The following is a 9,188-nucleotide window of genomic DNA, read 5'->3' as shown; positions in this document are numbered from 1 at the left end:
GAAGCTTGAGGAGTTTCGCTCGCACGAACGTGGGCACAGAGAAGTCTTCAGGGCAGAGCTGGAAAGAAGGGGAAGGGCTCGCTGCAAGAGCTATTGGCTATGCGGTTTTGGCGGTCTCGTCCTTGGATTGCTGACTGGCCTGCTAGGACGCTCCGGCATTTCGGCAACCACGGTTGCGGTTGAAAGCGTCGTTCTTCGCCACTTGGAGAGGCAACTCGTCGAGCTTCAAGGCGTGGATGAGCCTGCCGTGTCGGCGATATCGTCCATCGTCGCCGAGGAACGCGGGCATCACGACCAGGCTGCGTCACATGTCAGTGAGAACAGTCGGCTTCGCCGGGTTCTTGAACCGCTCGTTTCGGCAGCGACCGAGTCTGTGATCTGGCTCGGCATGAAACTTTAGGCCGCGCTGCCAACGTCCGCTTCTGGCCGATAGTGGACATCGGGGCGCGGGCCAAGGCACGCGTGGGTGCTAATGTGAGCTTCCGACGGGGGATCGGGGACATGAGTATGGGGCTCAGCACTTCCGTCAGGCCGAAGCGGCTTCGAGTCATGGCACTCGGCATGGCCGCACTCCTCTCGGGATGCGCGGTTTTCGTTCCTGAGCACCTGTGGGGGATCGATCCGAACCTCTACGTGACGTCGGTGACGCCCGGCAGAGGAAGCAGCGTTGCTTACGGGACGCCCATCAGCGTCAAGCTCAAGTACCGCATCGACCCATTTCAAGAAGGTCGGCGGCACTACATCCTGTTGTGCGGTCAGGACACCCTCAAGTGGGAGTCGACCTGTGGCACGACTCACGAACACGTGTTCGAGGTCGTGAAACCACGAGGAACCGTGAGCCTTTCGTTTCCGTTCTCCGAATCGACTCGATGGGCCGTGCTCGTCGCGCGGCAACCCAAGGTCGTCCAGTGCGCGCCGAACAATGCGTGGTGCACGCATCAGGGCACGCTCGGTGCGGCCGATCTTTATCTCTTCCCGCTCGCCCATTAGCTGAGGCGGACGGCGCCTGCCGGACCTGGGCCCGCATGTCCGCTTTTGGCCGATAGCAGACATTGGCTGGGGTAAATCCGGTACGAGCCACCCGGGTGCTCTCGCAAACCCACTAGGTGCCTGCGCGCACCCATTCGGATGCCCTTGCGCACCCATCAGGGTGCCTGCGCGAACCCATCCTGCTGGCCTCGCGACCCCACGGACGCGCCTGCGCGAACCCATCCGGCTGCCCTCGCGAACCCACCGAAGTGCCTGCGCGGACCCATCCGGATCCCCTCGCGAACCAATCGGGGTGCCTGCTCAAACCCACCCTGATGCCCTCGCGAACCCACCGAAGTGCCCTCGCGGACCCACCAAGATGCCCGCTCGACCCCATCCGTGTGCCCTCGCGAACCCGCGCAGGTGCCTACTCGAACCCATCCGTGTGCCTCGCGGACCCACCAAGATGCCCGCTCGAACCCATCCCGGTGCCCTCTCGAACCCACCGACGTGCCCGCTCGAACCCGTCCGCGTGCTTGCGCGAACCCGTCGCGACGCCCTCGGTCCTGCGTCCCGTGCCCCATCCACTGCGAATCATTCGCCTCGGCCGCAGCGCGCGCGTGGCTTAGCTTGCGCGGGCCGGCGATCGGCCGGTTTCGCAAGCAATCCTTGAAGGAGTAAGGCAATGGGTCAGAACCTTGTGGCGAACCACCTCACGCAGGAGCAGTGGCACGAGCTGGACTCGCTGATCGGCAAGGCACAGTCGGTGCTGCAGCCGCTGCTGGTGGGCGTGACGCCGACCACCAAGAAGGTGATGGTGAAGATGGGCGACGGGTCGGAGGCGTTCTGCCGCAAGGCGCTGGAGGTGATGGAGGAAAACCTGTCGCTGATGCCGCGCGGGTTCGATCTGGGCGAGATGAAGCGCGACCTGGCCGAGCGCGATGCGATCGATGCACGCGTGGTCAAGCTGACCCGCCTGCTGGAGCAACTGCGCAACGCGCAGATGGCGGTGGGCAGCGACGTGATGGTGTCCGCACTGGAGGGTTACGCGGTGCTCAAGGCGGTGGGCCGCGGCGAGGGCGTGCAGGAGCTGCGCAAGCTGCTGGGCCGGCGCTTCGAACGGGCGCCGGCGTCACCAAAGGATCCGGCGAAGACCACGCCGGATGCATGACCGAAGGCCCCGCGATGCGGGGCTTTCTCTTTCGAGCTCCATGCCTGTACTTGATCGCGCGGCGTGCAGGCGTCGCTATTGCGCCTGCGCTGCCAGCTGGCCCGACCACACGCTGTCCGCGTGGCCATGTTGCAGCCGCCTGCGGCTGTGGCGTGCGATCAACAGGAACACCGGCACCGCCGCCAGAGCGCTGAGGTCGATCACCCAGCCGGCGCCGGCGTGGTTCCATGTGCCGCCGAGGCCCCACACGCCCGCCAGGCTGGAAAGCGGAATGGCCAGCGTCAGCGCGGCGCAGACCCACAGCAGTTCGCCGGCACTGCGCGCGGCGCCGCGTGCGAACGCCCATGCCACGGCAGCGGCAAACACGGCGAAGTAGAGGCCTTCGTGCCACGCGGCCAGGTTGTCCACCCGCGCGGGCAGCCACTTGGCGGCGGCAATCGTCGCGGACATGCCCGCCACGCAACCCAGCGACACGCCCACGGTGAGGTTGGCCATCACGCGGGTCGAGCGTTTCTGCGCCACGGGCACGGCGCTGCCGCGTTCCTTCCTGCGCCGCGATTCCACCCACAGCAGGTTGCCGGTGTAGAACAGCATCGCGCCGGCCAGGCCCAGCAGCAGGTACATCCACCGCACCGTGTTGCCGCCGAAGCTGCCGAAGTGGAGCATGAAGAACGCATTGACGGACGTATCCCAGGCGTCCATGTGACCCGGCAGGTCGTGCGGGTCCACCTGCCCGGTGTACGGGTCCAGGTGCGTGGTGGAGTACGTGCGTGCACGCGTGCCGTAACGGATGTCCAGGCCGGTGACGTGACCTTCCAGCCGGCCTTCGTGCTCCTCGAAGCTGAAGCCGTACACGTGGAAGCCGGGCAGTTGCTCGTTGACCCGGCGCAGCAGTTCGGTCGCGGGCAGCGGCTGCGTGCCCGGCGGCGGTGGCGGCGCGTGTGCCTCCTCGCCCCACTGGATGCCGTTGGGATACACGGCCTTGTCCTGCACGTCGTAGATCGGATCGTGGAAGGCGAAGATCACGCAGGTCAGCGCCATCACCAGGTGGAACGGCAGGCTGACGATGCCCAGCGCGTTGTGCACGTCCAGCCACATGCGCTTGATGTTCTTGCCGATGCGCAGCGCGAGCAGGTCCTTGACCAGCGTGGGCAGCAGCACGATCACGCCCGACACCAGCGCCACCGCGTACAGCAGCGCGACCACGCCCATGACATTGCGCGAGACCACTTCCGGAAACGGCAGGCCGACGTGCTGGTGCAGCGTGTCGACGAGCTGCGCCACCGGCGTCTTGCGCACCTTCTCCACCTGCAACTCGCCATCCGGCCCGAAACTGGCGGCGTACTCGGTGAACTGGCGCCGGGTTTCGCCACGCACGCGCCACAGCACGCGCGCGGGAGCGTCGGGCGCGGTTTCCACCATCACCAGATAGTGCTGGCGCGCTTCAGGATGCGCGGCCAGCACGGCCTGCACCAGCTCGGGCGCGCGTTCCAGCGGTGGTGGCGCAGCCAGCGAAGACGGCGGCGTGGCCCAGCGTTCCAGCGGCTTTTCGAACATGGTGATGGCGCCGCCGTAGAAGGCGACGAACAGCATCAGCCCGGCGACGATGCCCACCCAGATGTGGACGTCCTTGTAGACCCTGACGATGTCGCTGCGGATCTTCATGGCGCGCTTCTCACGACATCGCGCTGCGGGCCAGCCACAGCACTGCGAACGCCACGATGTTCGCCGCGCCCAGCCACAGCCATGCGCGCAGGCTGTCGCGGAACAGGAACACGAACGACAGCACGCCGCACCACAGCGGCGCGATCAGCCACATGTTGAACTGGATCTTGCCGGCGCCCGCGTCGATGCCGCCCGGCCCGAGCCAGGCGAACCATCCGCTCAACGCCAGCGACAGGCCGGCGCCCAGGATCAGGCCGGCCATGCTCTTGCCGAACCAGTGCCGGCTTTCCAGGCGTGGACGCGCGCTCATGCGGCGCGCCTGGTGCGCGCGCGCCACGCGCCCAGAAACGGCGCGACCGTCCACACCAGCATCAGCAGCGTCAGCCACGTCGCCACCGCGGCGGCCGCGCCCATGTGCGGCCACAGCAGCGCCAGCGAAAGCAGCGCGCACAGCGATCCCGGCCACACACCCCCGCGCTCGGGCCAGGGACCGCGTGGGCGCCATTGCTGTTGCGGCGACACCAGGTACATGAGCATCGCGCCCACGATGGCGAGCACGGCAGAGGCGACGAGCGCCAGCACGGTCATCGATGTGTCTCCGTCAGGCCGGACAGGTCTTCGAGCAACGGCGGCAGGCTCGCGCCGAGCGTCTGCCCGTGCGACAGACCCGGCAGGGTCGTGAACGTCACTGGCAGGCCGCGTTCGCGCAGCCGATCGGCCATGCGAGCGGTCGCATCCGGCGGCACGCTGCGCCGCGCATCGCGCATCGCCTGCACGTCGGCGGGATCGCGTCCGGGCGGCGGCTTGCGCGCATCGTCGCGCGGCGCGCCCTCGCCCACCCACAACTGCACGCGCGGACGCTGCGCGACGTCGAGCGTCATCGCCACTTCTTCCTGCAGCAGGCGGCCGTTGCCCCACCACAGCGAGGGATCGGCCGCGGCGTAGACGTCGAACGCCTGCGGCCGCGCGAACAGTGCGTGCAGCACGAACACGCCACCGTACGAATGTCCCCACAGCGCGCGCGTGGATGGATCGATCCTGGCCATTGCTTCCACGCGCGGTGCGATGTGGCCTTCGACCAGCGCGAGGAAGGCGTCCGCGCCGCCATTGCGGCGCCCGCCCGCTGCGTCGCGTTGCCCGTCGTCGCCACCGGGCCGGCGCGGCGTGTAGTCGAACGCACGCTTGTCGGGATCGATGCGCAGGTCGTTGTCGTACGCGATGTAGGCGATCACCGGCGGACGCGGCGCGTCGGCCAGGCGGGCCAGCAGCGCGGCGTCGGTTTCCATCAGCGCCGCGTTGCCGTCCAGCAGGTACGCCACCGGGAATCCCTGCGCCGGCGCCTCGCGCGTGGGCAACGCCACGCGCACGCGGTACTGGCGCTGTCCGTCGGCCGACGACAGGCGGAACTGCTCGAACCGGTAGCCCGGCGCGCCGGTGTCCGCCACGGTATTGACGGCGCGGCGCGACAGGTCCGGCTGGGCGACGGCGGGCGGGGACAGCCAGGCCAGGGCGAGCGCAAGCCACACGAGTGCGGTGCGCATCACCAGGCGAACCGCAACGTGGCGGTGATGGTGCGTCCCGAGCCGAAGTAGCACGAGGACACGCCGCCGCAGGTGGACACGTAGGTCTTGTCGGTGAGGTTGCTGACGTTGAGCGCGAGCTGCGCGGCGCCTGCACCGATCTCGCCCAGGTCGTAGCGCAGCGCGGCGTCGAACAGCGTGTACGACGGGATCAGATAGAGGTTGGAGCTGTCGCCGTAGCTCTCGCCGTTGTAGCGCACGCCTGCGGCGATACCGAGCCCCGCCAGCGCGCCGCCCTGGAAGGTGTAGTCGGCCCACAGCGACGCGGTGTAGTCCGGCACCATCGCCAGCTGCTTGCCCTGCACCGCCGCGGCGCCGCGCGTGACTTCCGAATCCATCCACGTGGCCGCGCCGATCACGCTGAAGCCGGTGAGCGGGGTGATGCGGCCTTCGACCTCCAGGCCGCGCACGCGGCCTTCGCCGCTCTGCACCTGGCACTGGCTGGCGCCTGTGGCACCGCAGGTGTCGTGGGTGGGGTCGGGATCGTCTGTGAGGATGTTCTGCTGGCGCAGGTCGTAGGCGGCGAAGGTGACCAGCCCGTCGACGGCGGTGGGCTCGTACTTCACGCCGGTTTCCCACTGCTTGCCGGTGATGGGATCGAACGGCGTGCGCGTGTAGCTCTGGTTGACGTCGGTGGTCGAGGGCTGGAACGACTCGGCGTAGCTGACGTACGGCGACCAGCCGCTGTCGCTGGCGTACAGCACGCCGGCGCGGCCGGTGAACGCCTCGTTCTTCAGGTGCGTACGCACCCACGGCGTGGTGGCGCCGGTGGCCACGGTATGCGTCGCGGTGGCGGTGTCGTCGTCGGTCCAGTCGTAACGGCCGCCCAGCAGGAAGCGCCAGTTGCCCCAGGCGATCTGGTCCTGCAGGTACGCGCCGGTCTGTTCGTTGACCCCGCGCGACAGGCCGACCGTGCGCGTGACCGGTACGTAGCCGGTGTAGACCGGGTTGAAGATGTCGATGGGCGCCGGGTTGGTCATGGCACCGCGGCCGGCTTCCCAGTCGGCCTTCTGCCAGTCCACGCCGAACAGCAGCGTGTGCTCGAGCGCGCCGGTGGTGAAGTGGCCCTGCACGCGCGTGTCGAGCGTGTCGCCGTCGGAGTCGCCCTCGCCCCAGGTGGCGCGGCGGTTCTGCGTGCGGCCGTCGGCATTGAGTGCGCCGCTGGTGACGACCGTCTGGTACAGCGAATCGACGTGCGTGCGGCGCCCGCTCTGGCTGAGCGTCCAGTCGGCGTTGAAGCCGTGTTCGAACAGCCAGCCGGCGGTCCACACGGTGCGGTCGAAGGTGTTCCAGTCGGGCTCGCCGATGAAGGTGGTGTTCTTCATGCGGCCGTACTGCGTGGGCCGCAGCGTGCCGTCCATCGGCAGGAACTGGTATGTCGACCCGCCGTCGTCGCGCTGGTACAGGCCCAGCAGCGTCAGGCGCGTGCGCTCGCCCATCTGCCAGGTGTAGCTGGGCGCGAGGAACCAGTGCTCCTGCTGCGTGTGGTCGATCTGCGTGTCGCCGTCGCGGTACAGGCCGACCAGGCGCACCAGGTGGGCGTCGTCACCGGTGCCGGTACCCACGTCGAACGCGGCGCTGTACTGGCCGTGTGCGTCCAGGCCCAGGCGCACGATCTGCTCCTGCCCCGGCGTGGGCGTCTTGCTGACCTGATTGACCAAGCCGCCCGGAGCGACCTGGCCGTACATCACCGCCGACGGACCCTTGAGCACTTCCACGCGCTCCAGGTTCCAGCTGTCGAACATGGTGCGGTTCCACTGGCCGCCCTGCGGCGCGCGCATGCCGTCCAGCGTGACGTTGTTGCTCCAGCTGCCGGCGTCGTAACCGCGGATGCGGAAGTCGTCGACGCGGTTGTCGATGCCGGTGCTCTCCAGCGAGACGCCGGCGACGTAGCGCATGGCTTCGTTGAGGTTCTGCACGCCGCGTGCGTCGAGTTCCTCGCGCGCGATCACCGACACCGACTGCGGCGTCTCGGCGATCTGCGTGTCGGTCTTCGTCGCGCCCTGCGTGTGCGTGGTGGTGCGGTACGCGTTGACCTGCACGGTGTCCAGCGTGGTGGCATCGGCGAAGGCGCCATCGGGCGATTCCACCGGTACGGACTGGGCGAATGCGGCCGGCGGAAGCGCCAGGGCCAGAGCAAGGGACACGGTCAAGCGGCGGCGCGAATGGCCGCGGAGGGAGTTGGGGAACACGGAACCCGCCAGCGATGAAGAGATTTGGCTGACTGCTTTGCGCAGCGGCTGACGGGAAGAAGTCTACCAGATGGGAATCATTCCCATTTGACCGGGATCAAGTCGAAACCCGCTTGCGGCGGCGATCGGCAAAGTGCGCTGCCGATTCGATCAGTCGCTTGCGCGACGCATGCGCGGCAATCAGATGGAGCGCAGGACGAACGCCGTCAGCGGGTTTTCCGGATCGGACAGCAGCCGCGCAGTGAGCAGCAGCGACATGGTGACCAGCAGCGGGCGGATGACCTTGCCGCCCACGCGCATGGCCAGGTGTGCGCCGACCTGTCCGCCGAGGATGCTCGACAGCGCCATCAGCAGGCCCAGCGTCCACAGCACCTTGCCGCCGACGATCAGGGCTAGCAGCGCGGCCACGTTGCTGGCCAGGTTGAGGAACTTGGTGTGCGCGGTCGCCGACACCAGCCCCATGCCGAACAGCGCGACCAGTGCCGTGGCGAGGAACGAGCCGGTGCCCGGACCGAAGAATCCGTCGTAGAAGCCGATGCCCGACACGATGAGCAGCAGCGCGGTCTTGCCGAGTCGGCTGTGCCGGTCCTCCTCGCTGGCCTTGGGCGCCAGCAGGAAGTACACCGCCATCAGCACCAGCAACACCGGGATCAGGGCGGACAGGAAGGCCGGATCCAACCGCTGCAGCGTCCACGCGCCCAGCGCGGACCCGATGAAGGCCCCGAGCGCGGGCCAGCGGAACCGGTGGAAGTCGATGCGGCCCTTGCGCGAAGGCCACCACGGCGCTGGCCGTGCCGAAGGTGCTCTGCAGCTTGTTGGTGGCGATGGCGTGCACGGGCGGAATGCCCGCGGCCATCAGCGCCGGAATGGTGAGCAGCCCGCCGCCGCCGGCCAGCGCATCGATGAGTCCCGCCACGAACGCCACGACCATGAGCAGGACAATGACCTCGGTGGCGAATTCCATCGTGTTCCTTGTGGCCGGTGCGGGCGGAAGAGCGCGCAAGCGTAAGGGGTTGTGGCGGCGTGGGGTAGAGCTGGGCGTGGCGGTTTCGTATGTCCGCGTGGACTGCAGGAACGAATTGACGGAGACACACGCGATGGCGTCCCCGGAGCGGTGCACCGCGCTCGCGATGTAGGAGCCAGCTTGCTGGCGACGCGATAGTGGATGGAGGTGAGGCTGTGTCGTCGTGAGCAAGCTCGCTCTCACGGCCCTACCTCGCGCACACGTGGCGCGGACGGCTTGACGGCACTGGAAGATGGATTCCCGCCTTCGCGGGAATGACGGCTGAGGGTGGCATGCGTTTGCGTGCGGCTTGGTCGATGCTTGGCACATGCGATGTAGGAGCCAGCTTGCTGGCGACGTGACGTGGATCGACGCGTCGGTAAAGGGTCGCGAGCAAGCTCGCTCCTACGGCTCGACCTCGAACGCACGCGGCGCGAACGGCCTGACGGTGCTGGAAGATGGATTCCCGCTTTCGCGGGAATGACGGCTGGGGGATGGCATGTCCCCGGGTGCGGTTTAGACGATGCCCCGCATCTCCGATGTAGGAGCCAGCTTGCTGGCGGTGAAACGGCGATCAATCGAGCGCGAGCGACGTGCCGAAGCAACCC

8 protein-coding genes and 1 pseudogene are annotated in these 9,188 nt (G+C 68.1%); 3 read left to right on the top strand and 6 right to left on the bottom strand.

The window, feature by feature from the left end:
* The 3 genes from VFE83_RS01445 to VFE83_RS01435 form a co-directional block, all read left to right on the top strand.
* Positions 1-400, top strand: a 400-nt coding sequence (locus VFE83_RS01445; protein WP_324903080.1) for a demethoxyubiquinone hydroxylase family protein, incomplete at its 5' end; no start/stop codon positions are given.
* Positions 401-549: 149 nt separating this feature from the next.
* Entirely contained in the window at positions 550-990 is a 441-nt protein-coding gene (locus VFE83_RS01440; protein WP_324903079.1) for a hypothetical protein, read from the top strand.
* A 664-nt stretch (positions 991-1,654) separates the two neighbouring features.
* Positions 1,655-2,140, top strand: a complete 486-nt coding sequence (locus tag VFE83_RS01435) for a hypothetical protein (protein ID WP_324903078.1) — start codon at positions 1,655-1,657, stop codon at positions 2,138-2,140.
* Positions 2,141-2,215: 75 nt separating this feature from the next.
* On the opposite strand, the gene VFE83_RS01430 is transcribed toward VFE83_RS01435, so the two are convergent.
* From VFE83_RS01430 to VFE83_RS01405, 6 genes and pseudogenes are all read right to left on the bottom strand, one after another.
* Positions 2,216-3,805 (bottom strand): PepSY-associated TM helix domain-containing protein, encoded by a 1,590-nt coding sequence (locus tag VFE83_RS01430; RefSeq protein WP_324903077.1) that lies wholly within the window; start codon positions 3,803-3,805, stop codon positions 2,216-2,218.
* Positions 3,806-3,815: 10 nt separating this feature from the next.
* Positions 3,816-4,115 (bottom strand): hypothetical protein, encoded by a 300-nt coding sequence (locus VFE83_RS01425; RefSeq protein WP_324903076.1) that lies wholly within the window; start codon positions 4,113-4,115, stop codon positions 3,816-3,818.
* Complete coding sequence (locus VFE83_RS01420) at positions 4,112-4,393, bottom strand: hypothetical protein (protein WP_324903075.1); 282 nt, start codon at positions 4,391-4,393, stop codon at positions 4,112-4,114. Before VFE83_RS01420 ends, VFE83_RS01425 begins: the two co-directional genes overlap by 4 nt.
* Complete coding sequence (locus VFE83_RS01415; RefSeq protein ID WP_324903074.1) at positions 4,390-5,346, bottom strand: alpha/beta hydrolase; 957 nt, start codon at positions 5,344-5,346, stop codon at positions 4,390-4,392. The genes VFE83_RS01420 and VFE83_RS01415 overlap by 4 nt, the downstream gene beginning before the upstream one ends.
* A complete protein-coding gene (locus VFE83_RS01410; protein WP_324903086.1) occupies positions 5,346-7,532 on the bottom strand; it encodes a TonB-dependent siderophore receptor in 2,187 nt (728 codons plus the stop codon). The genes VFE83_RS01415 and VFE83_RS01410 overlap by 1 nt, the downstream gene beginning before the upstream one ends.
* 225 nt (positions 7,533-7,757) lie before the next feature.
* Positions 7,758-8,508 (bottom strand): annotated as a pseudogene (locus VFE83_RS01405) (TSUP family transporter).
* Positions 8,509-9,188 lie beyond the last annotated feature (680 nt).

Source organism: Lysobacter sp., from assembly GCF_035655815.1.
Classification (GTDB): domain Bacteria; phylum Pseudomonadota; class Gammaproteobacteria; order Xanthomonadales; family Xanthomonadaceae; genus Lysobacter_J.
The sequence above is the reverse complement of the archived record's forward strand: the minus strand, read 5'-3'. Positions and strand labels throughout refer to the sequence as shown.